Here is a 22,679-nt window from a genome sequence, read left to right on the forward strand (position 1 = left end):
CGTGTCACTCGCCGGAGATGAACCGGACGATCAGGCGGAAATCTCCATCAGTCGAAACTGATCAGGAGGGACGACCACCTCGTGAGTCATCGAGGTCGAGGAGACCACCGTGGCCACATGACCGGCTCTACGAATTCAACCTGTGTAGCGATCCCGATAGCTGGCTTACCTTTACCTTCTGCCTCTGCCGACAGTCCCACCCCCAGAGCCGACCGTGAGCGCGGAGGCCGTCACACTCACGGCAGACACCCAGCCCACTCTAAAACGACCCACGCTGGAGATGCTGTCGAAGGAAGCGCAGAGTAAGGGAATCACGCTCAAGCAGGCTCTCGACAGATATGCAGTGGACGTCATCGCCAAAACCCCGTCCGCTCAACGCGCCATGCCAGACGGGCCTGTTCCTGATCCCACGATCGACGTCGATGGCATCCCCTTTGCCGAGCTCATCGACCTCAATCGCCTCGCGGCCGCGGAGGGGATCAGCTTCGAGGAATCGATCGATCGCTACGCCTGGACTCCGCGCATCAACCCCTTCGCCGCCTCGCTCCGATCCAAATTCCCTGACGACCTTGCAGGGCTGAAGATCGCCGACGATGGTCGCGGCGCTCTCATCGCCTTCAAAGGCCAGGTCCCATTGGAAGCTGTCAACCTCGCCAAGCAGCTTCCCGTAGAGGTCGTGCTTGTCGGCAACAAGGGATTCTCTGAAAAGGAGCTCGATCAGATCGCCCGGTCGCGTTACGACGCACTTAGCGCCCACCCGGAAGTGGCCCAGGCGCAGGCCACAACAGACTTCGAGACCGGGGCCGTCACCCTCACAGCCGAGCTCAAGAGGGGGCTTGCCACGGACGGGGCAACGCTGCAGGCCACCCTCCAGCCGGAACCTCCACCCAACGACAAGATCAATGTGAGTCTCAACATTGCGGACTCAATAGGGTTCCAGCCCATCGACGACTACCTCAGAGGCGGAGGATTCCTGGAGGAGGGTGCGCCCGGAACGACACAATGCACAGCCGCCTTCAATGCGATCTCCACTTCCGGCGAGAAGAACGCAGTAACCGCTCGGCACTGCGCAGGTCCTCTCTATTTCTGGTACCGGAATCACCCGGATTACTACACCCAGGGAACAACGTTAGGGCGGACGGGCAACGGCGACCCATATGACCTGGCTCGCTATGGAGGCGGCAGCCTTACATACACCCGGACCTTCTACTACGACCTGAATCTGCCCCGGTACGCCAGAGACGTCCTCAACACCGCGGAGATAAATCAGCCCATTTGCTCATTCGGGAGAGCAACCGCCGGAGCCGAACGGCCCGCCCAATGCGGAAAAATCACCAGGTTCATCGCCGTAGGTGCTGCTGGCCCTCGCGGCATCGTCACGAACTACCTCATGCGGTCGGGGGACAGTGGAGGCCCGGGGTATTGGGGGTCCACAGCGATCGGAGTATCAAGCGGAATACTTCAAAGCAGCGGCGAGACGGTCTTGGCTTCGGCCAAGGGCTACTCAGCCGCGGACGGCTTCGGGACCACATGGAAGGTATGGACCTGTCCTACCTGCTGAGCGGCCTGTTGCCTCCTGCTGTTGAAGCCGTTCACCTCGCGGTACTCAACAGCAGGAGTTTGCCCGGCAGCCTGGTCTTGATGCCCAGACTTGCGAAGAAGGTCCTCATCCTCATCTCCTGATGGTTGGATGAATCCATGAGACAGTTGCGCTGTCGTCCCCGATCTTTCGGCACAGTCATCCTGGCTCTGCTGATCCCGCTTGCTGCCTGCTCTCCATCGGACGGTGGGGTAACGGCAACAGCACGTCAGGCTGACCAACCATCTGACGCCGAAGGCGTTGACCATGTACGTACGGTTGGCCACGATCCGAAGATCGTCGTCCGCACCTCAACGCTTAACTTTCTCGTCGCAGTAAAAGGGGAACTGAGCTATAACTCCGCGAACAGGTGCTTGGAACTGATGATGGCTGGCTCGAGACCTGTTGGGCTTGTCTGGCCGAAGGGCACGATCCCAGCATGGATCAACAGCAAACGCGGGGTGACTGTCCCTAATGTCGGCAATATCCTTCAAGGCGCATCGTTAGACCTGGTGGGCGGGTATGAGAAATGGGGAAAAGATGTACCGTTCGGATACAGGGTAGACGGTGACATCGGCTGTCTCACTCATGCTCCGAATGGCGACGTCTTTGTCATTGGTTCTGTGGAAAGTGTCGGTGTCTAGACTAGCCGTCACAAGAGTCGATGGATGTTCCGGATCGCCTGCCGTCCGCGTTCTTGTCACAGGCTTCGATCGTGTAGCCAATCTCGTCATAGCAGCCTAGGGCCCATGTGTTGCTCACGCAGCGTTCTACGGCGTGGGCAGGAGTGGAGGTCACCATGATCGATGTGGCTGCGATCGAGATGGATAAGGCGCAGCTTTGCCAACGTCGCAACACCTTCTCCCTGGGGCGATGGGCGTATCGCTGACCGGCAGAGCTGCGCTGGTCTGAAATACGCGTGGATCATCGCAGCCTAACTTGGGCTCCAGGTCGCTGGAAGATCAAGTTGAGTTAGGGAGTGTGTGCGGACTGCATCTTTCCTGATATGGATTCTGAGGCTCTCCGGTACATGTTTCCATAACATGGAGGGGATCCTCGTGCGACGAATGGGATTTACGAAACAAACGGTGAGAGGTGGCGGAGTACTTTGTCCGCCGCATCCACGACCGCAGTTGCCGGTGGGCGCCCCCGTCCCGTCACCTGCCGCTTCCGTGAGTGAATCGGGGAGAACGCCGCGGCGTTCTCCTGGCTAGGGCTTGCGGCCCACGCCCGCGTAGTAGACGGCCTCGCGGTCGGCGTAGAGCGTCTCCGGCGTGGGCCGCCAGCGCGGCAGCGCCACCACGCCCGGCTCCAGCAGCTCCAGCCCATCGAAGAAGCCGGTCAGCTCCTCGTGGGTGCGCAGCGTGATCGGGACGGCGCCGCTCTCGTTCCAGCTGCGCACCCCCTCCTCCAGCTGCTTGCCGACCAGGCCGTGGGAGATGGCCAGGTGGCTGCCCGGGGCCATGGGCTCCATCAGCCGCTGGATGATCTCCTTGGGCCGGTCGCTGTCGGGCAGGAACTCCACCACGCCGAGCAGCACCAGCCCGATCGGCTGGGAGAAGTCCAGATGCTCGCCCGCCGCAGCGATGATCTTGTCGGGGTCGCGCAGGTCGCTGTCGATGAACCAGGTGTGGCTCTGCCCCGAGGTGCGCAGCAGCGCCCGCGCGTGGGCCAGCACCACTGGGTCGTTGTCCACGTACACGACCTTGCAGTCGGCCGAGACGGACTGGGCGACCTGGTGAGTGTTGTCCGCCGTGGGGATCCCGGTGCCGATGTCGAGGAACTGCCGGACCCCCGCCTCGGCGGCCATGTGGCGCACCGCCCGGCCGAGGAACTCGCGGTTCGTCCTGGCCAGGATGGGCAGCTCGGGAACCGCCTGGAGGATCTGCGCGCTCACGACGCGGTCGATCTCGTAGTTGTCCTTGCCGCCCAGCCACAGGTCATAGATCCGGGCCGGACTCGGGATCTCGGTGTTCACACGGCTGAGCGGACCGTCGGTCATCGTCGTGCCTTCCAGGAAGGGGCTGGGCACGACAGAGCCTAACGCGAGGAAGATCCCAAGTGTCGATCCTGCCCCGACTGTTCCTTTTGTACGGGAGTTCGTGCCCAGCGCGGAGCGGAGAAGGCGCCGGGACCTCGGGGCGGAGGTCCCGGCGCCGCCCGGCGCGCGGCCCCGGTCAGCCGATCGTGATCAGCCCGTAGCCGCCGTCGTACCGGTGGTAGATCAGCCGGCCGCGGCCGGTCTCCGCGTCGGCAAAGAACTCGAACGCCCGGCCGCCGGCCCCCAGCCGGTCCACCGCCTCGGCGGTGGTCAGCCGGGGCGCCGGGCCGGGATCGACCGTGAGCGGCATCATCACCTCGCCGAGCGCCTCCGGCCGCGGCTCCACCTGGGCCAGCAGGTAGCCGTCACCGGCACGGTACAGGACGCTGTCCTGACCGCTGCCGGCCTCGGTGAACAGGTAGAAGTCGAAGTCGAGCTGCTCCATGTCGAAGGCGGCCTCCTCCGGGGTGGCGCGGTAGGCGCCCAGCGTCTTGTGCCGGACGATCTCCCGCTCGACGTCCGGCTCGCGCCGCGGGCGCGGCAGGACCGGCAGCGAGGCTTCCCGCTCTGGCCAGTGGCGTCCGCGCAGCTCCCCCCAGTGCCTGGCGGTGCGCCGCAACCGGGTGCGTACCCGCTCCTCCAGCAGGTCGAGCGCCTGGTACATGGACGAGCCCGAGGCCTGGGCGCGGATGAGGCGTCCGCTGACGTCGAGGTTGGCCTGCGCCGTGTACGGCCGCTTCACGTCGGGGGCGGCCGGGGCCGTCAGCTTGATCCGCGCGTACAGTACGGGCTCGTGGGCCAGCCGGGCCAGCGCGGCGATGGCCTGCCGGGCGTGCTCGACGGCTCCCTGGCGGACCGGGCCGCGTGTCTCGACGCGAACGTCGGCGGGTTCTATGGCGACCGGCGCGTTCCGGCGTCTCATGTCGTGCCTCCTTCTGCCGTTCCCTGCGATCACAGCCAATCGTTGAACCGCAGGTCGCGGGTAGAGGAGAAAGACCATGTCCAAAGGACCTCCGGCCCTACGCGCTCCTCGGGTCCGCGCGGACCATGGAACGGGGCTGTACCGGTGGTGGCGTCCTCGGCGCAGGGTCAGCCGTCCAGGACGTGGGAGGCGAGGCGGGCGCGGTGCCAGGCGGCGTCGCCGAACAGCCTGGCGGCGGAGTGGGCCCGCTTGAAGTAGAGGTGGGCCTCGTGCTCCCAGGTGAAGCCGATGCCGCCGTGCAGCTGGATCGTCTCGGCGGTCACGGCGGAGAACGCCTCGGCGCAGTACGCCTGGGCGGTCGCGGCGCGTACGCCCAGGTCGGGAGCGTTCTCGGCGAGCGCCAGGGCGGCGTCGTGGCTGACGGAGCGGGCCGACTCGACCAGCACGTACAGGTCGGCCAGCCGGTGCTTGACCGCCTGGAACGAGCCGATCGGCCGGCCGAACTGCTCCCTGACCTTCACGTAGTCGAGCGTCATCTCCAGGCAGCGGGCGCTGCCGCCGAGCTGTTCGGCGCTGAGGGCGGTGGCGGCGACCGCGAGCAGCCGGTCGAGGACCCGGTGCCCGTCGGCGCCGATCAGCCGGGCGGGCGCCCCGTCGAACGTCACGCGTGCCTGCGGCCTGGTGCGGTCGAGCGTGGTCAGCGGCTCCACCTGCACGCCGGGAGCGGTGGGCTCGACGGTGTAGACGGCGAGGTCGCCGTCTGGCGTGAGCGCGGGCACGATGAGCAGGTCGGCGCGCGCGCCGTCGAGGACGTGCTCCTTCACCCCGGTGAGCAGGCCGTCGCGCGTCCGCGCCCGGATGGCCGCCGGGTCCCAGCTGCCGTTCTCGGCCCAGGCGACCGTGCCGACCCGGCTGCCGTCGGCGAGGCCGGGCAAGGGGTCGGTGGCCCCGCAGGCGAGCAGCGCCTCGGTCGCGAGCACGGCGGAGCCAAGGTAGGGGAGCGTGGCCAGGGTGCGGCCCAGCTCCTCGCACACCACCTGCGTCTCGGCCGCCGTGCAGCCCGCACCGCCGTGCTCCACGGGAACGGCCAGCCCGAAGGCGCCCACCTGGTCGGCGAGCAGCCGCCACACGGTCTCGTCGTAGCCCGCGTCGGCGTCCGGCTCGGGCCGGGACGGAGGGTTGCGCGCGAGAAGGGCGCGCACGGTGCGCCGCAGCTCTTCCTGCTCGTCGGTGGTGATCATGTTCGTCCCAGGGTCAACGGTCGGGGATCCTTATTCTAACAACTGTTTGGTAGAGTGCCACCTGTGAACCGGAGCGAAACCTTCAGAGCCGAGGTGCGCGCCTGGCTGGAGGACAACCTGTCGGGCGAGTTCGCCGGAGCCCGCGGGCTGGGCGGACCCGGCCGCGAGCACGAGGCGTTCGATGTCCGGCTGGCCTGGGAGCGGCACCTGGCGGCGGCCGGCTGGACCTGCCTGGGCTGGCCCGAGCAGTATGGCGGACGCGGCGCGAGCGTCGAGGACCAGGTCGCCTTCCACGAGGAGTACGCCCTGGCCCGCGCGCCCGCCCGGGTCGGCCACATCGGCGAGAACCTGCTCGGCCCGACCATCATCGCGTTCGGCACCGACGAGCAGCGGCGGCGGTTCCTGCCGCCGATCGTGGACGTCGAGGAGCTGTGGTGCCAGGGCTACTCCGAGCCCGGCGCCGGCTCCGACCTGGCCGGCGTGCAGACCCGCGCCGAGCTCGACGGCGACCGGTGGCGCGTCAGCGGGCAGAAGGTGTGGACCTCCCTCGCCCTGGAGGCCGACTGGTGCTTCGTGATCTGCCGCACCGAGCCTGGCTCCACCCGCCACCACGGGCTGTCGTACCTGCTGGTGCCGATGCGCCAGGACGGCGTGGAGATCAGGCCGATCGTGCAGATGACCGGCACCAGTGAGTTCAACGAGGTCTTCTTCGACGACGCGGTGACCGACGCCGCCAACCTCGTGGGCGCGCCCGGCGACGGCTGGAAGATCGCCATGGCCACGCTCGGCTTCGAGCGCGGCGTGGCCACGCTCGGCCAGCAGGTGGGATTCCGTCACGAGCTGGAGGCCGTCATCGAGGTCGCCCGGCGCACCGGCGCGATCGACGACCCGCTGCTGCGCGACCGGCTCGTCCGCTCCTGGATGGGCCTGCGGGTCATGCGGCTCAACGCGGTCCGCACCATGGCGGGCATCGCGGCGGGCGCGCCGGGGCCCGAGTCGTCCATCTCCAAGCTGGTCTGGGGGGTCTGGCACCGGGAGCTGGGCGAACTGGCCATGGACGTGCTCGGCGCCGCCGGGATGATCGCGGACGGGCCGCCGTACGACCTGAGCGACGCGCAGCGGCTCTACCTGTTCTCCCGGTCAGACACGATCTATGCCGGCTCGAACGAGATCCAGCGCAACATCATCGCCGAGCGCGTGCTCGGGCTGCCCCGCGAGGCGCGTCCCGGGAGCGGGCGATGAAGAGGAGTAGGCGATGCAGGGGGAGCGGGCGATGAAATACGCGGTGCTGGCGCCGGTCGCCGCGAACACCACAGCCGACCCCGAGTGGATCGGCGGCTTCGCCCGGCACGCCGAGGCGTGCGGGTTCGAGTCCATCGTGGTGGTCGAGCACACCGTGGTGATGAGCAGATACTCCAGCGTCTACCCGTACGACCGGTCGGGGCGGATGGAGCTCGCCGACGACTGCGCCATCCCCGACCCGCTCGACCTGCTCGGCTTCCTGGCCGGCCGGACGACCCGGATCGGGCTGGCCACGGGCGTCCTGGTCCTGCCCAACCACCACCCCGTCGTCCTGGCCAAGCGCGCCGCCACCCTCGACGCGCTCTCCGGCGGACGGCTGCGCCTGGGCGTCGGCATGGGGTGGATGAAGGAGGAGATCGAGGCCTGCGGCACCGACTTCGCCACGCGCGGGCGGCGGGCCGACGAGCAGATCCGGGTGATGCGCGCCCTGTGGTCCGGTGAGTCGCCGGACGGGGTCAGCCACCACGGGGAGTTCTTCGGTTTCGACGGGGCCATGACGTACCCCAAGCCGGTGCGCGGCGGTGTGCCGATCCACGTCGGCGGCCACAGCGTCGCGGCCGCGCGCCGCGCGGGCCGGCTCGGCGACGGCTTCCAGCCGCTCGGCGTCGCGGGGGAGGAGCTACGGCGGCTGCTCGGCGAGATGCGCGCCGCGGCCGATCGGGCGGGGCGCGATCCGCTCGCGCTCGAACTCACCCTCGGGCACCTCGTCTCCCGCGTCACGCCTGAGAAGGCCGATGCCCTGGCCGCCCTCGGCGCCGACCGGATCCTGCTGTCGGGGACGCCGACGGCCGACCTGGCGGCGGCCATGGACGAGCTCTCCGCCTGCGCCGCCCGCCTCGGGCTGACGCCCTGATGGACGCCGATCCCCGGCGGACGCCGCCGGTCCGAAGGAGAGCGAGGTCGGCCGGGCGTTCGATGATCTGGACGCGGTCGTCGGCGGCCGCCATGGCGACGCCCCCTTTCAGGACGGGGCCGGGAGATCGCCGGCCAGGAGTTCGGGCGACTCGGAGCGGCCGTCGAGGACGCGGTTGACGCGGGTGACGACGCGCCAGCCGTCCGGGCCCCGGCGCAGCGTCCAGTGGTTGGCGGTGGCGCGGCGGACCCTGAAACCGTCGCCGGAGCGGTCCCTGACGATCATCAGGGAGTAGCCGCGGGCGACCGCCTCGTCACCGGTCACCGTGACGTGCGGGGCGCCGATGACGTGGGCGCAGCCGCGGGCGATCCAGCCCTGGTGCGCGTCGGAGCGGACCATGGCGGCGATCTCGGCCCGGCCGTTCATCAGCAGCTCGTCCACGTCGTACACGCCGCCGGGCTCCCACAGCGCGGCGACGGCGTCGGCGCTGCCGCTGTCGACCAGCGGGCCGTAGGACAGGACGAGGCGGGTCACCTCCAGCTCGTCCTCCAGCCTGCGGGTGCGCTCCTCCAGCAGGGCGAGCCGCTCCTCGACGCCGGTCAACCGTCCTCCCCGAGACGAGCCAGCTCCGTGGCCGGTTTCGTGGCCGGTCTTTCGGCTGGTGCCACGGTTGGTCCTGTGCCGGGTCCCGTGGCCGGTTCCGCGCCTGGTCCCGTGGCCGGGGCCGGTGGGCTGAAGTCGAGGCCGATCTCGCCCCCGAGGGCGTGCAGCGCCTCCAGTTGGTCGCAGTAGTGGGCGGCCGAGGTGGCGGCCACGTAGACGGCCGCCACCGTGGCGCCCGCCTCGCGGACCCGTTCCAGGGCGCGCGTCGCGCTGTCGGGAGAGCCGGTCGGGTCCACCGGGCGGCTGATGCCGAGCACGACGTCGAAGGCGGCGGGCAGGTCGGTCTCGCGGAGCATCGTGGCGAGCGCGTCCAGCGGAAGCCCGAACGGCGCCCAGCCGTCGCCGTGGGTCGTCGCGCGGCGCAGCGAGCGCCGGGTCTGGCCGCCGATCCACAGCGGGACCCGCGGTTGCACCGCGTGCGGCTCCACCACGAATCCGGAGTAGTCGTAGTAGCGGCCGTGGAACTCCGGCTCCCGCCGCGAGAGGGAGGAGCGCAGCGCGGCGAGCGCCTCGTCGGCGCGCGGGCCGCGATCCTCGAACGGCACGCCGAGCAGCTCGAACTCCTCCTCCAGGCTGCCCACGCCCAGGCCGAGGGTGAGCCGCCCGCCGCTGATCAGGTCGAGCGTGCCGTACCTCTTGGCGATCTCCAGGGGGTGGTGGTAGCCGAGCACGAGCACGTGGGTGGCCAGCCGGATGCGGCGGGTGCGGGCGGCGAGATAGCCCAGCGTGGCGAGCGGATCCCAGTAGGCGCCGCCGCGCTGCCGGGCCGCCTCGGCAGGGACGGCGACGTGCTCGCTGCAGGTGAGGTGGTGGTAGCCCAGCCGGTCGGCGGTCTCGGCGACGCGGCCCAGGTCGTCGGCGCCCGCCGTGGCCTCCCATTCCGAGTGGGTGCCCGGAAAGCGCACCACGATGGGACTCACTATGCCGATCCGCACCGGCTTCACCTCACGTCGTCTCTGGACCCCGGTTCGCGGAATTCTTTCTACTCAACCGGTCGCTGGGCTGACCTGCCGGTCTCACTGAACGGAATCGGACAGGTCGGAGCGTACAGGTCGTTCGACGTCTTCCCACCGGCGCGGTGCGTTGCTATGGTCCAGACAAGAATTCATTTCAGTTTTGGGGGGTGTGATGACCGCTCTCAGCACTGAGCAGGCTTCGGCGGCAGCTCCGCGACGTGACCTGCCGCCGTCGATGGTCGAGCGGATGACGTTGATCATGGACGCGTTCACCGGCCGTTCCACCCGGCTCACTCTTGAGGACGTCGCCCGCCGTACCCATCTCCCACGCTCCACGGCACACCGGATCCTCGACCAGCTCGTCCAGCTGAACTGGCTCGACCACACGTCCTTCGGCTACCGCCTGGGCAAGCGCGCGCTCGGCCTCGGCGGTCGCGACGGGAGCCACGGCGAGATTCGCGAGGCGGCGGCGCCGCTGCTGCACGAGCTGCAGATCAAGACGGGGATGGTCGTCCACCTCGCGGTCCTCGACGGCGCGGAGGTCTTCTACCTGGACAAGGTCGGCGGCAGGTTCGCCCTGTCGGTGCCCTCGCGGGTGGGCGGCCGGGCGCCGGCCCACTGCACCGCGCTGGGCAAGGCGATCCTCGCCTGGCTGGAGCCGGAGCAGGTCGACGCGCTGATCGGCGGCCCCATCAGCCGGCTGACCAACCGGACGATCGGCGACATCGGCACCCTGCACCAGGAGCTCAACCGGATCCGGCAGCGCCACGGCCTGGCCTTCGAGCGAGGGGAGTGCTTCCCCCAGATCTCCTGCGTGGCGGCGGCGATCCGCGGCCACGAGGGGCCGGTGGCGAGCATCTCCCTGGTGGGCGAGAGCCGTACGCCGCTGGAGAAGGTCGCCCCGCTCGTGGTCGACGCCGCGCGGCAGGCCGCGCTGACGCTCTTCCCCGGCCTGGAGACTCCGAGGCGCGCCCGCGCCGCCGCGCGGACGCCCGATGCCACCTGGTCCGCCGAGACGATGAACCAGATGCTCGCCGTCGGCCAGAACGGCGACTGGCTGTGAGGCGCGAGGCCGATCACCCCCAGTGGTCGCCCCAGCCCCACAGGTTGGGCCCGGGCGGAGCCTGATCGGCGGGCAGCGGCTGCTCGACGCCGAACCTGCCGCGGAAGAACAGCATCGGGCGCTGCTCGCGGACCGGCTCCAGCTCCACGACCCGGCCGATCACCACGTCGTGGTCGCCCGCCACGTGCACGTCGTGCACCTCGGCGTGCACGCGCAGCAGTACGTCGCGCAGCGCCGGCGTGCCCCATCGGGACAGGTCCCAGTCGAGCCCGTCGTACTTCCTGCCCTTGCTGGAGCCGAACCGGCCGCAGATGTCGACCTGCTCCTCACCCAGCACGTTCACGCAGAAGCGGCCCGAGTCGCGGATCCGGGGCCAGGTGCGGCCGTTGTGGTCGGCGCAGAAGAGGATCAGCGGCGGCTCCAGCGACACCGAGGCGAACGACTGGCACGCGAAGCCCACCGGCTCCTCGCCGTCCAGGCCGCTGATCACCGTCACGCCGCTCGCGAACATCCCCATCGCCCGCCGGAACTCCGCCGGGGTCGGCGCGCCGGGGTCCGGCGGGAACGGCGAGTCGGGGGATGCGGCTGTCATCAATTCACCTCGCGTACCGGGGGGGCTCGGATGACGAACGTACAAAAGCCCGTACGGCGGCCAGACGGCGGGATCCCGTTGAGTGGAAGGGCTTTCCGCTCCGGCCCGCCCCGGACCCCGGCCGCCCGGCGTCCCGGTCCCGGTCTCGCTGATTGGGATGATCTCGGGGCGCGCCCGTTCTGTCCGATTACCTTCGACGAAGCCTACCTATGGACGGATGATGACCACGGAGCTGACCCACGAGTCGACCTTGCGCGAGCTCGCCACCGAGCAGGGGGTGCTGCGCTACCACGAGGCAGGTGAGGGCCCGCCGCTGCTGCTCCTGCACGGTTCGGGCCCCGGCGTCACGGGCTGGCGCAACTACCGCGACAACCTGACCGCCCTGTCCGAGCGGTTCCGCTGCCTGGTCCTGGAGTTCCCCGGGTTCGGGGTCAGCGACCCGACCGACCGGCACCCCATGGTGGCGGCGGGCGGCGCGGTGATCCGCTTCCTCGACGGCCTCGGGCTCCAGCAGGTGGACGTGATCGGCAACTCCATGGGCGGCATCGTGGCCACGCAGGTGGCCATCGCCAACCCCGACCGGGTGCGCCGGCTCGTCACCATCGGGGGCGTCGGCCGCAACCTGTTCAGCCCGGGCCCCGGCGAAGGCATCAACCTGCTCATGGAGTTCACCGAGAACCCCACCCGGCAGGCGCTGATCCAGTGGCTGCACTCCATGGTGTACGACCCGGCGCTCGTCACCGAGGAGCTCATCGAGGAGCGCTGGACCCAGGCCACCGACCCGGCCACGCTGGCCGCCGCCCGCCGGATGTACGGCAGGGCCGCGTTCGCCGCCCAGCGGGCCCACGCCGCAGCCTCCGACGCGCCGCCGTACTGGGCGATGCTGCACAAGCTGAAGGCCAGGACGCTGATCACGTGGGGCCGTGACGACCGGGTCAGCCCGCTCGACATGGCCCTCATCCCGATGCGCACCATCCCGGACGCCGAGCTGCACGTCTTCCCCGACTGCGGCCACTGGGTGATGATCGAGCAGAAGGCCGCCTGGGAGAGCGTCGTGCTGGCCTTCCTGACCAGGAAGGACGGCCGGTGACCGGCTGGGACCACGAGTTCGACCTCGTCATCGTCGGGAGCGGCGGCGGTGGCATGGCCGCCGCGCTGACCGCGCACGACAGCGGCCTGTCGGTGGTGGTGGTCGAGAAGGGCTCGAAGTACGGCGGCAGCACCGCGATCTCCGGCGGCGGCGTCTGGATCCCGAACAACCCCACCCTGCGCGCCAGGGGGCACGACGACAGCCGCGAGTCGATCCGCCGCTACCTCGACCTGCTGACCGGCGGGCGGGTCCCGGCCGCCCGGCTCGACGCGTACGTCGACCACGGCCCGGCCGTGATGGAGCTGCTCGGCACGAGCAGGTGGATGCGCTTCTTCTGGACCAAGGGCTACGCCGACTACCACCCCGAGCTCGACGGCGGCCGCCCGCTCGGCCGGTCGATCGAGGCGGTGCCGTTCGACACCCGCGCGCTCGGCGAGGACGAGAGGTACCAGCGGCCCAACAGCATGAAGGGCCCGCTGGGCCTGTGGATCACCGGCAAGGACTACCACGACCTGGCGATGGCCAAGCGCACCTGGCGCGGCCGGTGGGCCTCCGTCGTCGCCGCCTGGCGGGTCTCCTCGAACGTGGTCCGCCGCCGGCACATGGCCACCGGCGGGCGGGCGCTCGTCGCCCGGCTGCGGATGGCGCTCAAGGACGCGGGCGTCCCGCTCTGGCTGAAGACGCCCATGAAGGACCTCGTCACCGGCGACGACGGCGCCGTCACCGGGATCGTCGCCGAGCGCGACGGCGAGACCGTGCGGATCCGCGGCCGGCTCGGCGTGCTCCTGGCGACCGGCGGCTTCGACCACAACCCGGAGCTGCGGGCGAGGTACCTGCCCGAGGGCGGCCGGGCCGACTTCGGCATGGGCGCCCGGGAGAACACCGGCGACGGCATCCTGGCCGGCGAGCGGCTCGGCGCCGCGCTCGACCTGATGGACGACGCCTGGTGGATGCCCGCCGTGCGGCACCCCGCCGGGGCGACCATCCCGCTGGTGTCGGAGCGGTGCATCCCGCCGTCGATCATCGTGTCGGCCCAGGGCGCCCGGTTCACCAACGAATCGTCGCCGTACGTGAACTTCGTGCACGACCAGCTCGCGGGCGGGCACGTACCGGCCTGGTTCGTGATGGACGCCAAGGCCCGCACCCGCTACCCGTTCGCGCAGATCCTGCCCGGGATGCCGATCCCGAAGGAGTTCTACGAGCAGGGCATCGCGTTCACCGCCGCCACGCTCGACGAGCTGGCCGGGAAGATCGGCGTCCGGGCCGAGGCGCTGGCCGAGACCGTGGCCCGGTTCAACGGGTTCGCCGAGGCTGGCAGGGACGAGGACTTCGGCCGCGGCGACAGCGCCTACGACCGCTACTACGGCGACCCGACCCTGCCGAACCCGAACCTCGACGTCATCGACAGGGCCCCCTTCTACGCGTTCCGGATCGAGGTCGGCGACCTCGGCACCAAGGGCGGCCTGGTGTGTGACGAGCACAGCCGGGTGCTGCGCGGCGACGGCTCGGTGATCGACGGCCTCTACGCCACGGGCAACACCTCGGCGTCGGTCATGGGCAACGAGTACGCCGGACCCGGCGCGACGATCGGCCCGTCGATCGTCTTCGGGTACATCGCCGCGCGGCACGCCGCCGCCAGAGCGCGCTCGGGCGGGCAGGTCACCCTGCCCCACTCGGCGTGACGGCGGGGACGGGGACAGCCATGACGCGACCGGCATCGCTCAAGGTGCGAGTCGTCGAGGTGATCCGCGAGACACCGGACGCGCACTCGCTCGTGCTGGAGCCCGCCGACGGCGACGACTCCCGGCTCGGCTACCGGCCCGGCCAGTTCCTCACCGTACGGGTGCCGACCAGCCGGCCGGAGGGCGCGGCGCGCTGCTACTCGCTCAGCAGCTCGCCCGTCTGCGACGACAGGCTCAAGGTGACCGTCAAACGCACCCGCGACGGCTACGGGTCCAACTGGATCTGTGACAACGTCACCGAGGGCGACGTGCTGGAGGTGCTGCGGCCCTCCGGCACGTTCACGCCGTCCTCGCTCGACGACGACCTGCTGCTCTTCGCGGGCGGCAGCGGCATCACGCCGGTGATGTCGATTCTCAAGTCGTGCCTGCGCGGCGGGACGGGCGTCGTCACCCTCGTCTACGCCAACCGGGACGAACAGTCGGTGATCTTCCGTGACGAGCTGGTCGCGCTGGCCGCCGAGCACGGCGAGCGGCTGACGGTCGTGCACTGGCTGGAGTCGGTGCAGGGCCTGCCGACCGCGGCCGGGCTGGCCGCCCTGGCCAGGCCGTACGCGGGCCGGGAGGCGTTCGTGTGCGGGCCGGAGCCGTTCATGGACGTCGTCACGCGGATCCTCGCCGGGATGCACGTGCCCCGCGTCCACGTCGAGCGGTTCGAGTCGCTGGCGGGCGACCCGTTCGCCGAGTCCGGCGTCGTGATCGACGAGGCTGCCCCCGGCGGCACGGTCGAGGTCGAGCTGGACGGCCGGACGACGACGGTGGCCTGGCCGGGCGGCGCCAAGCTGCTCGACGTGCTGCTGGCCGCCGGTCTGGACGCGCCGTACTCGTGCCGCGAGGGATCGTGCAGCGCGTGCGCCTGCGTGCTGCTGGAAGGAGAGGTCACGCTGGAGCACAACACCGTGCTGGACGAACGCGACCTGGCCGACGGGCTGATCCTGTCCTGCCAGGCGATCCCGGTCAGCGAACGCGTCAAGGTCACCTACGACGGCTGAACCCGCCCGCGCCACCGGCCGCTCCCACTGAGCGGGAAGCGCGCGCCGGTGTGGCGGCCATGACTGGAACCCTTACCCCGACGTCGACATCTGCGGAGGACTGGATGCTGGAAGAGGCGCAGCGGGCCGCCGCGGCCGAGCGGCTGCGGGCGGCCGAGCGGGACCGGGCCCCGATCGGGCCGCTGACCGAGTCCTTCCCGGACATCGACGTGGTGGACGCGTACGAGATCCAGCTCGCCGGCATCCGCGGGCGGCTCGCCGCGGGCGCCCGGGTCTTCGGGCACAAGGTGGGGCTGTCCTCCCTGGTGATGCAGCAGATGATGGGCGTCGACGAGCCCGACTACGGGCACCTGCTCGACGACATGGTGCTGTCGGAGGACGTCCCGATCCAGGCGGATCGCTACTGCCATCCGCGGATCGAGGTCGAGATCGGCTACGTGCTCGGGGCGAGCCTGCCCGGCGAGGGGTGCACCGAGGCGGACGTGCTGGCCGCGACCGAGTACGTGGTGCCGAGCATCGAGCTGATCGACAGCCGGATCCGCGACTGGAAGATCGGCCTGGCCGACACGATCGCCGACAACGCGTCCTCGGCCGGCGTGCTCCTCGGCGCCGCCCGGCTGAGCCCGGCCGAGCTGAACCCGGCCGACGTCGAGGCCGTGCTCTACCAGGACGGTCAGGAGGTCGCCCGGGGCAACACCAGCGCCGTCCTGGGCAACCCGACCACCGCCGTGGCCTGGCTGGCCAGGAAGGTCGCCTCGTTCGGGGTGAAGCTCGAAGCCGGGCACGTCATCCTGCCCGGCTCCTGCACCAGGGCGATCGACGTACGCCCTGGCGACACCTTCCGCGCCGAGTTCGCCAGGCTCGGCTCCGTGACCGCTCGATTCGCATGAGTTCGCGTGAGTTCGCATGAGTTGGACTGAGTCAGACGAAATGAGGTTGGGACTGTGACCAAGGCGACCGCCGCGATCGTCGGCTCTGGCAACATCGGGACCGACCTGATGTACAAGCTGCTGCGCTCCGAGCTGATCGAGCCGCGCTGGATGATCGGCGTCGAGCCGGACAGCCCCGGGCTCAAGCGCGCGGGGGCGGAGGGCCTGACCGCCTCCGCCGAGGGGGCCGGCTGGCTGCTCGCCCAGGACGAGCGGCCCGACCTCGTCTTCGAGGCCACCTCGGCGTACGTGCACAAGGAGAACGCGCCGAAGTACGCGGCGCTCGGCATCCAGGCGGTCGACCTCACCCCGGCCGCGCTCGGCCCCGCCGTGGTGCCCGCCGTGAACCTCGGCGCGCACCTCGACGCGCCCAACGTCAGCCTGATCACCTGCGGCGGGCAGGCGACGATCCCGATCGTGCACGCCGTCTCGCGGATCACCGAGGTGGCCTACGCCGAGATCGTGGCCAGTGTGGCCTCGCCGTCGGCCGGTCCCGGCACGCGGGCCAACATCGACGAGTTCACCCGCACCACCGGCCGGGGCATCGAGACGATCGGCGGCGCCGCCAAGGGCAAGGCGATCATCATCCTGAACCCGGCCGAGCCGCCGATGCTCATGCAGGACACGATCTTCTGCTCGATCCCCGAGGACGCCGACCGCGAGGCCGTCGCCTCCTCCGTCAAGGAGATGGTGGCCGCCGTGGCGTCGTACGTGCCCGGCTACCGGCTGCGCGCCGAGCCGCAGTTCGACGACCCCACGCCGGTGAGCGGCGGGCTCGCCCGGGTCGCCGTGTTCGTCGAGGTCGAGGGCGCGGGCGACTACCTGCCGCCGTACTCCGGCAACCTCGACATCATGACCGCAGCCGCCACCAAGGTCGGTGAGGGCTTCGCGCAGCGGCTCCTCGCCGAGCGCTCCTAGCACAGGGAGATCATCCATGCCTTACAGCGCCGACCTCGACATCCGGGTCACCGACTCGTCGCTGCGCGACGGCTCGCACGCCAAGCAGCACCAGTTCACGGTCGAGCATGTGCGCTCCATCGTGGCCGCGCTCGACGAGGCGGGCGTGCCGGTCATCGAGGTCACGCACGGCGACGGCCTGGGCGGCTCGTCGTTCAACTACGGCTTCAGCCACACCCCCGAGCAGGAGCTGATCAAGGCCGCGGTGGCGACCGCGAAGCGGGCCCGGATCGCGTTCCTGATGCTGCCCGGCCTCGGCATCCAGGACGACATCCGCGAGGCGGCCGACAACGGCGCGAGCATCTGCCGGATCGCCACCCACTGCACCGAGGCCGACATCTCGGTCCAGCACTTCGGCCTGGCCAGAGAGCTGGGGCTGGAGACGGTCGGGTTCCTGATGATGGCGCACAGTCAGCCGCCGGAGGTGCTCGCCAAACAGGCCCGGATCATGGCCGACGCGGGCTGCCAGTGCGTGTACGTCGTCGACTCGGCCGGCGCGCTGATCATGGAGCAGACCGGCGACCGGATCGCCGCGCTGGTGACCGAGCTCGGATCCGACGCGCAGGTGGGCTTCCACGGGCACGAGAACCTCGGCCTCGGCGTCGCCAACTCGGTCATCGCCGTGCGCGCGGGCGCCCTGCAGATCGACGGCTCCACCCGCCGGTTCGGCGCGGGCGCGGGCAACACGCCCGTCGAGGCGTTCGCCGCCGTCACCGAGCGGCTCGGCATCCGCACCGGCATCGACACCCTCAAGATCATCGACGCCGCCGAGGACGTCGTACGCCCGATCATGGACGGCGAGTGCCAGCTCGACCGGCTGACGCTCACCATGGGCTACGCCGGCGTCTATTCCAGCTTCCTCAAGCACGCCGACCGCCAGGCCACCAAGTACGGCGTGTCCGGCGCCGAGATCCTCATCGAGGCCGGGCGCCGCAACCTCGTCGGCGGCCAGGAAGACCAGCTCATCGAAATCGCAGTCGCCCTCGCGGCGAAGAAGTGAGTGAAGCCATGGCCAATCCGGTACTCGAAGCGGTCACCCAGCGGGCCGAGGAGATCAGCGCGCTCGGCCCCGCGAACGAGGCACTGGGCAGACTGGACGACCAGGCGGCCAAGGTGCTGCGCGAATCGGGCGCCATCCGGATGCTGCAACCGGCCGGGCACGGCGGCCTCGAACTGCACCCGCGCGAGTTCGCCGAGACCGTCATGAAGATCGCCGGCCTGGACGGCTCGACCGGCTGGGTCACCGGCGTGGTCGGCGTGCACCCCTGGGAGATGGCGTTCGCCGACCCCAAGGTGCAGCAGGAGATCTGGGGCGAGAACCAGGACACCTGGATCGCCTCCCCGTACGCGCCGATGGGCATCGCCCGGCCGGTCGACGGCGGATACGTCTTCAACGGCCGCTGGCAGTTCTCCTCCGGCACCGACCACTGCGACTGGATCTTCCTCGGCGGCATGCTCGGCGACGCCGAGGGCAACATGGCCAAGCCCCCGACCTCGCTGCACCTGATCCTGCCGCGCTCCGACTACGAGATCGTCGACGACTCCTGGGACGTCGTCGGCCTGCGCGGCACCGGCAGCAAGGACATCATCGTCAAGGACGCGTTCGTCCCCGACTACCGGGTGATCCCGTTCTCTAAGGTGGTGGACGGCACCGCCGCCAGGGAGGCCGGGCTCACCAACCCGACCTACCACCTGCCGTTCTCCGCCGCGTTCCCGCTCGGCATCAGCGCCTCGGTGATCGGCATCGCCGAGGGCGCGCTCGCGCACCACCTGGCGTACCAGAAGGGCCGGGTGCAGATCACCGGCACCAAGATCAAGGACGACCCGTACGTGCTCTACGCGATCAGCGAGGCGGCGGCGGACATCGCGGCGGCGCGCTCGGCGCTGCTCGACAACGTCTCGCGCATGTACGACATCGTGGCCACCGGCCGCGAGGTCACCTTCGGCGAGCGGGCGGTGGGCCGCCGCACCCAGGTCCAGGCGGTTTGGCGGGCGGTCCGCGCGGTGGACGAGATCGTGGCGCGCTCCGGCGGCAACGCCATGCGCGTGGACAACCCGATCCAGCGCTTCTGGCGCGACGCGCACGTGGGCCTGACGCACGCCATCCACGTGCCCGGCTCGGTCTTCCACGTCTCCGCGCTGACCGAGCTCGACATCGAACCGCCGCAGGGGCCGATGCGCTCGATGATCTGACTCGGCGTGAGGCTCGGAAGAGCGCGCTAGGTTGTGGGCGTGGGGATCAAAGTGCTGATTTCGGTGGACATGGAGGGCATCGCCGGCATCGTTCATCCGGCGGAGATCAACCCGGAGCGGTACGAGTACGAGCGTGGCCGGAGGTTGATGACGGCGGCGGCCAACGCCGTGGTGGAGGGGACGTTCGAAGCCGAGCCGGCCGCCGAGGTGCTGGTGGCCGATTCCCACGGCCCCTACCGCAACCTTCTGCCCGAGGAACTCGACCGGCGAGCCCGGCTGATCCGCGGCAAACCCCGCGAACTGGGCATGCTGGGAGGCTTGCAGGCCGGTGCCCAGGTGGCGATGTTCGTGGGCTACCACGCCCGCGCGGGCGCGGGCGGCGCCGTGCTCGCGCACACCATCGCCGATGCCATCCTCGACGTCCGCGTCAACGGCTGTTCGCACGGCGAGATCGGGATCAACACGTTGCTGGCGGGCTCGTACGGAGTGCCTGTCGTGCTGGCCAGCGGAGACGTCGCCGCGTGCGACGAGTTCAGCGCACTGGTGCCCGAGGTCGTCACCGTGCCGGTCAAACGAGGACTCGGCCAGCTCGCGGCCGACACCCTGCACCCGGAGGAGGCGCGAGACCGCCTTCGGCAGGGCGCCGGCCAGGCGATCCGGCTGCACGCCGGCAATCCGCCGCTCTCAGTGCCCGACCCGCTCCACGTCGAGGTTGACCTGCACCAGCCGCGCTCGGCGGACCTCGCCGCCCTCATTCCCGGCGTCGTACGGAAGAACGGGCGCACCGTGGCGTTCGACACCGAGACGATGGCGGCCGCCTACGGCCTGCTTCAGCTCATCGTCCTGCTCACCCAGATCGGGCCGTGAGTACGACACGTCCGGGGATCAGCCGGCCCGACAGGCCCTGCCTCGCAGCCAGCCCACGGGGCGGCCGTCGTGGAGGTCGACGACGGCGCCGCCATCGGCGGCGGTTCACCCGCTAGATTCGCTCCATCCACACTTGATCTTCACTCATCATCTGGATGGACGGCATGCACCCCCTCATCGTGGCCGTGGTCCTCGTCGCCCCCGCCACCGCACACGCCCAAACCGCCGAACCCGACCCCATGGCGGGCGTGCGTTCGCTGCTCGCCCGCGGCGCCGGCGCGACGACCGAGTTCTACGGGCAGTTCTCCACGGACCTGACGCGGCAGGTGCAGCTCAGCAACGGCAGGCGCACCGTCATCGGGAGCGGCATGGGGTTGCGCGGAACCGGCAAGGTCAAGCTGGGGCGGGCCGGCGTGGCCGCCTCGGAGCACACGACCTCGCGGACGTCCTGAGCGCACCCGAGCGCCGGGAGTGAGGCCGCGCGGGTGCTGATTCACGTCCGGCGCGTCCCTGATCCTGCGTCATCTTGAGCGGGCTTCGGCCCTGTTCGCGGGGATGCGGTGATCGGCTGCCCGCTCGTTCCACTGAGCGAGCAGGTGCAGCGAGTTCTCCGACGGGCTGCCGGGCTCGGTGTCGTAGATGATCAGCGTCTGGTCGGGGTCGTCGGCGGGTGTGAGGGCCTGGTAGGTGAAGGTGAGGTCACCGACCAGGGGATGGTGGTAGTCCTTGCTGCCGGTGGTGCGCTGGTGGACCTTGTTGGCGGACCAGTAGCGGCGGAATTCCTCGCTGTGGATGGACAGGTCTCCGATGAGGGCGCTGAGGGCGGGATCGTCGGGGTGGCGGCCGGTGTCACGGCGAAGCATGTCGGCGGTGTCGGTGGCGACGGCGGTCCAGTTTCTGTACAACTCGCGGGCGTGCGGGTCGAGGAAGACGAAACGGGCCAGGTTGCGCTCGGCCGCGGGCTGAGCCAGGAAGTCGGTGATCAGGCGTCCGGCGAGCCGGTTGTGCGCCAGGACGTCAAGGCGGCGACCGAGGACGAAGGCGGGCCGGTGTGCCGTTTCCAGGATGTCCAGGAGTCGCCAGGTGGCCGGGTGGACCCGTTGCGGGCGCGGGCGGCGCCTGCGCTGAGCGGGCATGGGACGCGCGACGGTGTGCAAGTGCTCGCGTTCGGCGTCGTCGAGCCGGAGGGCGGTGGCGAGCGCGTCGAGGACCTCGGGTGAGGCGCTGCGGCTGCGGCCTTGTTCCAGGCGGGTGTAGTAATCCACGCTCACCCCGGCCAGCTGGGCCAGCTCTTCGCGTCGTAGTCCGGACACGCGGCGCCGGCCCAGGATCGGCTCGTCAAGTCCGGCCTCGTGCGGGCTGAGCCGGGCGCGGGCTGAGCGCAGGAACTCCGCCAGCGGAGTGCTGGTGTGGTCACGGTGCATGACATCCAGTGTCGCTCCTTCCCCCGGGGTGGCGTCTGGTGAGGGTGGCCCAGTTTGTCCCCCGATGGCTTGGGCCCTTTTGTCGCCTGTTTTCGCCGCTCAGGGCTGGTTCAGTGGAAGCCGGATCGGATGCGGGACACGCACGACGAACCCTCACGTCAAAGGAAGCATCATGAACGTCACCCTGGACGACTCCGCATTCGGCGGCCGCCGGTCATGACCGGCCGCACCATCGTCCTGATCGAAGGAACCTCGCCCATGTTCAGAAGCACTCTGCATCTCATCGGACTGTTCACCACGCTGCTCGCCTGCGCCGCCCCCGGCGGTGACCCATCGACCCCCGCTCCCCATCCGTACGTCGGCATGTGGGTCACCGCCGACGGCCGCATCCGCCAGGAACTTCTCGCCACCGCTCGTTACGAAGAGGAACGCGACGGCCGCAAACGCGCCTACACCGGCCGCTACACCGTGACGGGCACCCACATCGACTACTACGACGACCTGGGCTTCACCGCCACCGGCGACGTTCGAGACGGCGTGCTCTACCACGAGCACCTGGTGCTCTACCGCGAGAGCTGACCACACCCCGCAGCGGGTCACCGGGTGGCCGTCCAGGCTGAGCTGGGCGTTGACTCGGCCGGCGGCGGCCCGAGACGGTCAGTGCCTGGACGGTGTCAGATGGGCGCGCTCGCCCTGCGCGCCGAACAGGGTGAGCAGCTCCGCGGGCCGGCCGTCGGCGCTGCCGATCCAGTGCGGTATGCGGGTGTCGAACTCCGCGGCCTCGCCGACGCCGAGCCGGAACTCCTGCTCGCCGAGCACGAACCTGACGTGTCCGTTGAGAACGTAGAACCACTCGTATCCCTCGTGCGTCCACAGGCTCATCGTGGATGCTCGGCCGGCGGGGGGATAGATCACCTTGTAGGCCTGGACACCGCCGGCCCGCCGGGTCAGTGGCACCACCACCAGCCCGGCTCGCCGCACTGGTCGCAGGTGGATGCGCGGGTCGCCGGTGGGCGGCGCCGCGACGAGATCATCGAGCGGGACGCCGTGCGCCCGGGCCAGGGGCAGGAGCTGCTCCAGCGTGGGGCGAAGCTTGCCGTTCTCGAGGCGGGACAGGGTGCTCGCTGTGAGGCTGGTTTCGGTCGCCAGCGCCGCCAGCGTCGTGCCCCGCGCCCGGCGCAGGGCACGCAGGCGCGGCCCGACTCCGGCCAGAACGCCTCCTGCGGGGTGGTCCATGCCCTATTAATGCGGATCCGCAACTTTTCTTGCAACTCGG

Annotated in this window: 23 protein-coding genes; 15 read left to right on the forward strand and 8 right to left on the reverse strand. The window is 70.2% G+C overall.

Annotated features, from left to right (window positions below; genetic code table 11):
- Positions 1-214: 214 nt before the first annotated feature.
- Both AB0I38_RS24815 and AB0I38_RS24820 read left to right on the forward strand, forming a co-directional pair.
- On the forward strand, positions 215-1,561 hold the full coding sequence (locus AB0I38_RS24815) for a S1 family peptidase (protein WP_358471936.1): 1,347 nt from the start codon (positions 215-217) through the stop codon (positions 1,559-1,561).
- Positions 1,562-1,698: 137 nt separating this feature from the next.
- Positions 1,699-2,223, forward strand: coding sequence for a hypothetical protein (locus AB0I38_RS24820; protein WP_358471938.1), 525 nt, complete (start codon positions 1,699-1,701; stop codon positions 2,221-2,223).
- 566 nt (positions 2,224-2,789) lie between these two features.
- On the opposite strand, the gene AB0I38_RS24825 is transcribed toward AB0I38_RS24820, so the two are convergent.
- From AB0I38_RS24825 to AB0I38_RS24835, 3 genes are all read right to left on the reverse strand, one after another.
- Positions 2,790-3,557, reverse strand: coding sequence for an SAM-dependent methyltransferase (locus AB0I38_RS24825; RefSeq protein WP_358471940.1), 768 nt, complete (start codon positions 3,555-3,557; stop codon positions 2,790-2,792).
- 199 nt (positions 3,558-3,756) lie between these two features.
- Entirely contained in the window at positions 3,757-4,542 is a 786-nt protein-coding gene (locus AB0I38_RS24830) for a ribosome hibernation promotion factor (RefSeq protein ID WP_358471942.1), read from the reverse strand.
- A gap of 167 nt (positions 4,543-4,709) precedes the next feature.
- The gene (locus tag AB0I38_RS24835) at positions 4,710-5,783 is read right to left on the reverse strand and encodes an acyl-CoA dehydrogenase family protein (protein ID WP_358471944.1); all 1,074 of its coding nucleotides are present in this window, start codon (positions 5,781-5,783) and stop codon (positions 4,710-4,712) included.
- A 63-nt stretch (positions 5,784-5,846) separates the two neighbouring features.
- Here AB0I38_RS24835 and AB0I38_RS24840 point away from each other — a divergent pair, with 63 nt between their 5' ends.
- Positions 5,847-7,025, forward strand: coding sequence for an acyl-CoA dehydrogenase family protein (locus AB0I38_RS24840; protein WP_358471946.1), 1,179 nt, complete (start codon positions 5,847-5,849; stop codon positions 7,023-7,025).
- A 13-nt stretch (positions 7,026-7,038) separates the two neighbouring features.
- Entirely contained in the window at positions 7,039-7,938 is a 900-nt protein-coding gene (locus AB0I38_RS24845) for an LLM class F420-dependent oxidoreductase (RefSeq protein ID WP_358471947.1), read from the forward strand.
- A 108-nt stretch (positions 7,939-8,046) separates the two neighbouring features.
- On the opposite strand, the gene AB0I38_RS24850 is transcribed toward AB0I38_RS24845, so the two are convergent.
- Both AB0I38_RS24850 and AB0I38_RS24855 read right to left on the reverse strand, forming a co-directional pair.
- A complete protein-coding gene (locus tag AB0I38_RS24850; protein ID WP_358471949.1) occupies positions 8,047-8,541 on the reverse strand; it encodes a nuclear transport factor 2 family protein in 495 nt (164 codons plus the stop codon).
- A complete protein-coding gene (locus AB0I38_RS24855) occupies positions 8,538-9,536 on the reverse strand; it encodes an LLM class F420-dependent oxidoreductase (RefSeq protein ID WP_358471951.1) in 999 nt (332 codons plus the stop codon). Before AB0I38_RS24855 ends, AB0I38_RS24850 begins: the two co-directional genes overlap by 4 nt.
- 193 nt (positions 9,537-9,729) lie before the next feature.
- On the opposite strand from AB0I38_RS24855, the gene AB0I38_RS24860 reads away from it, so the two are divergent.
- Positions 9,730-10,620, forward strand: a complete 891-nt coding sequence (locus AB0I38_RS24860; RefSeq protein ID WP_358471953.1) for an IclR family transcriptional regulator — start codon at positions 9,730-9,732, stop codon at positions 10,618-10,620.
- A gap of 13 nt (positions 10,621-10,633) precedes the next feature.
- Here the strand turns inward: AB0I38_RS24860 and AB0I38_RS24865 are convergent, their stop codons facing one another.
- On the reverse strand, positions 10,634-11,212 hold the full coding sequence (locus tag AB0I38_RS24865) for a flavin reductase family protein (protein WP_358471954.1): 579 nt from the start codon (positions 11,210-11,212) through the stop codon (positions 10,634-10,636).
- A 217-nt stretch (positions 11,213-11,429) separates the two neighbouring features.
- On the opposite strand from AB0I38_RS24865, the gene AB0I38_RS24870 reads away from it, so the two are divergent.
- The 9 genes from AB0I38_RS24870 (at position 11,430) to AB0I38_RS24910 (ending at position 20,431) form a co-directional block, all read left to right on the forward strand.
- On the forward strand, positions 11,430-12,302 hold the full coding sequence (locus tag AB0I38_RS24870) for an alpha/beta fold hydrolase (protein ID WP_358471956.1): 873 nt from the start codon (positions 11,430-11,432) through the stop codon (positions 12,300-12,302).
- Entirely contained in the window at positions 12,299-13,984 is a 1,686-nt protein-coding gene (locus AB0I38_RS24875; protein ID WP_358471958.1) for an FAD-binding protein, read from the forward strand. The genes AB0I38_RS24870 and AB0I38_RS24875 overlap by 4 nt, the downstream gene beginning before the upstream one ends.
- A gap of 20 nt (positions 13,985-14,004) precedes the next feature.
- Positions 14,005-15,033 (forward strand): ferredoxin--NADP reductase, encoded by a 1,029-nt coding sequence (locus AB0I38_RS24880; protein ID WP_358471960.1) that lies wholly within the window; start codon positions 14,005-14,007, stop codon positions 15,031-15,033.
- Positions 15,034-15,092: 59 nt separating this feature from the next.
- Positions 15,093-15,923, forward strand: coding sequence for a 2-keto-4-pentenoate hydratase (locus AB0I38_RS24885; RefSeq protein WP_358471962.1), 831 nt, complete (start codon positions 15,093-15,095; stop codon positions 15,921-15,923).
- Between the two features lie 54 nt (positions 15,924-15,977).
- Positions 15,978-16,880 carry an acetaldehyde dehydrogenase (acetylating) gene (locus AB0I38_RS24890; RefSeq protein WP_358471964.1) on the forward strand — a complete coding sequence of 301 codons (903 nt, stop codon included), beginning with the start codon at positions 15,978-15,980 and terminating at the stop codon, positions 16,878-16,880.
- Positions 16,881-16,896: 16 nt separating this feature from the next.
- Positions 16,897-17,919, forward strand: coding sequence for a 4-hydroxy-2-oxovalerate aldolase (gene dmpG, locus AB0I38_RS24895; protein WP_358471965.1), 1,023 nt, complete (start codon positions 16,897-16,899; stop codon positions 17,917-17,919).
- 8 nt (positions 17,920-17,927) lie between these two features.
- Positions 17,928-19,112, forward strand: coding sequence for an acyl-CoA dehydrogenase family protein (locus AB0I38_RS24900; protein WP_358471967.1), 1,185 nt, complete (start codon positions 17,928-17,930; stop codon positions 19,110-19,112).
- A 39-nt stretch (positions 19,113-19,151) separates the two neighbouring features.
- Positions 19,152-19,979, forward strand: a complete 828-nt coding sequence (locus AB0I38_RS24905) for a M55 family metallopeptidase (RefSeq protein ID WP_358471969.1) — start codon at positions 19,152-19,154, stop codon at positions 19,977-19,979.
- A gap of 164 nt (positions 19,980-20,143) precedes the next feature.
- Entirely contained in the window at positions 20,144-20,431 is a 288-nt protein-coding gene (locus tag AB0I38_RS24910) for a hypothetical protein (RefSeq protein WP_358471971.1), read from the forward strand.
- Positions 20,432-20,500: 69 nt separating this feature from the next.
- On the opposite strand, the gene AB0I38_RS24915 is transcribed toward AB0I38_RS24910, so the two are convergent.
- Entirely contained in the window at positions 20,501-21,403 is a 903-nt protein-coding gene (locus tag AB0I38_RS24915) for a helix-turn-helix transcriptional regulator (RefSeq protein ID WP_358471973.1), read from the reverse strand.
- Positions 21,404-21,661: 258 nt separating this feature from the next.
- On the opposite strand from AB0I38_RS24915, the gene AB0I38_RS24920 reads away from it, so the two are divergent.
- Positions 21,662-21,982: an Atu4866 domain-containing protein gene (locus AB0I38_RS24920; protein ID WP_358471975.1), complete on the forward strand. Its 321-nt coding sequence runs from the start codon at positions 21,662-21,664 to the stop codon at positions 21,980-21,982.
- Between the two features lie 78 nt (positions 21,983-22,060).
- Here AB0I38_RS24920 and AB0I38_RS24925 read toward each other — a convergent pair whose 3' ends face one another.
- A complete protein-coding gene (locus tag AB0I38_RS24925; RefSeq protein ID WP_358471976.1) occupies positions 22,061-22,639 on the reverse strand; it encodes a helix-turn-helix domain-containing protein in 579 nt (192 codons plus the stop codon).
- Between the last annotated feature and the right edge of the window lie 40 nt (positions 22,640-22,679).

This window comes from Nonomuraea cavernae (assembly GCF_040655715.1).
Classification (GTDB): domain Bacteria; phylum Actinomycetota; class Actinomycetes; order Streptosporangiales; family Streptosporangiaceae; genus Nonomuraea; species Nonomuraea cavernae_A.